Below are 1,343 nucleotides of genomic sequence, written 5' to 3'. Positions count from 1 at the left end.
AACAACCCAACGGGACCGAAGTATCCTGATGGCACTAGCAAGGACAACTTGACTAAGTCCATTACGAGAACCATCCACTACGTTTACGCCGATGGCAGTAAAGCCGCAGATGACCAAGTAGAAACGGTTACGTTCAACAGAACCGCCACTTTTGATGAAGTAACTGGTGAGATAACTTATGGTGCTTGGACATCTGACAACGATGTCTTTAGCTCGGTTGATTCACCAGCCATTACGGGCTACACTCCTGATCAAGCGACCGTTGGTTCCGAAACTGCCACCGCTGACACGAAGAATTCAGACGTTAAAGTCACATACACTGCTAACGATGAGCAAGCTCACGTTCAGTACATTGACCAAGATGACAACAACCGAGTTATTACAACTGACAATCTAACTGGTAAGTTTGGTTCTAAGTCTGATTACTCAACCAAGAACGAAATTGCCAGCTTAGAGGCCCAAGGTTACGAATTAGTCACTGATGGCTATCCAAATGGTTATGAATTTAATACCGACAACCCAACTTTCAAAGTTGTTTTTAAGCACAAAACCAAGACGGTTACGCCAGATAACCCGGGACAACCAGGACAACCAGTTGATCCAAATAACCCAACTGGACCAAAGTACCCAGATGGAACTGGTGTAAATGACTTGACTAAGAACATTACGAGAACGGTGCACTACGTCTACGCTGACGGTAGTAAAGCCTCCGATGATCGTACTGAAACGGTTACTTACACTCGGACCGCAACCTTTGACCAGGTTACCGGCAAGATCATCAGTTATGGCGACTGGACTACTAAGAACGCGGTCTTCGATTCAATCGATTCGCCCGAAATTACAGGATACACTCCTGACAAGGCAACCGTTGGTGCTCTAACTACTACTGCCGACTCAACCGACTCGACTGATACGGTTACCTACACTGCTAACGATGAACAGGCTCATGTTCAGTACATTGACCAAGATGATGGTAACCGGGTTATTAAAACTGACAATTTAAACGGTAAGTTCGGTTCTAAGTCTGATTACAGTACAAAGAACGAAATTGCCAGCTTAGAGGCCCAAGGTTACGAATTAGTCACTGACGGCTATCCAAATGGGTATGAATTTAATACCGATAATCCAACTTTCAAGGTTGTCTTGAAACACAAGATGAAGACGGTTACCCCTGACAATCCAGGAAACCCAGGACAACCAATTGATCCAAATAACCCAACTGGACCAAAATATCCTGATGGAACTAGTAAAGATAACTTAACCAAATCAATTACGAGAACTATCCACTACGTTTACGCTGATGGTAGTAAAGCAGCTGATGATCAAGTAGAAACCGTTACTTT

At 44.1% G+C, this 1,343-nt stretch carries 1 protein-coding gene; it reads left to right on the top strand.

Features of this window, described 5'->3' with window-relative positions:
- The coding region (locus tag AC6UD6_RS06930) for a mucin-binding protein (protein ID WP_500696173.1) at window positions 1-1,343 on the top strand (1,343 nt) is incomplete at both ends.

The sequence above is a fragment of the Fructilactobacillus sp. X8R2C1 genome (genome assembly GCF_059900955.1).
Note: the sequence above shows the minus strand (reverse complement) of the source record. Positions and strands in the feature narration are given on the sequence as shown.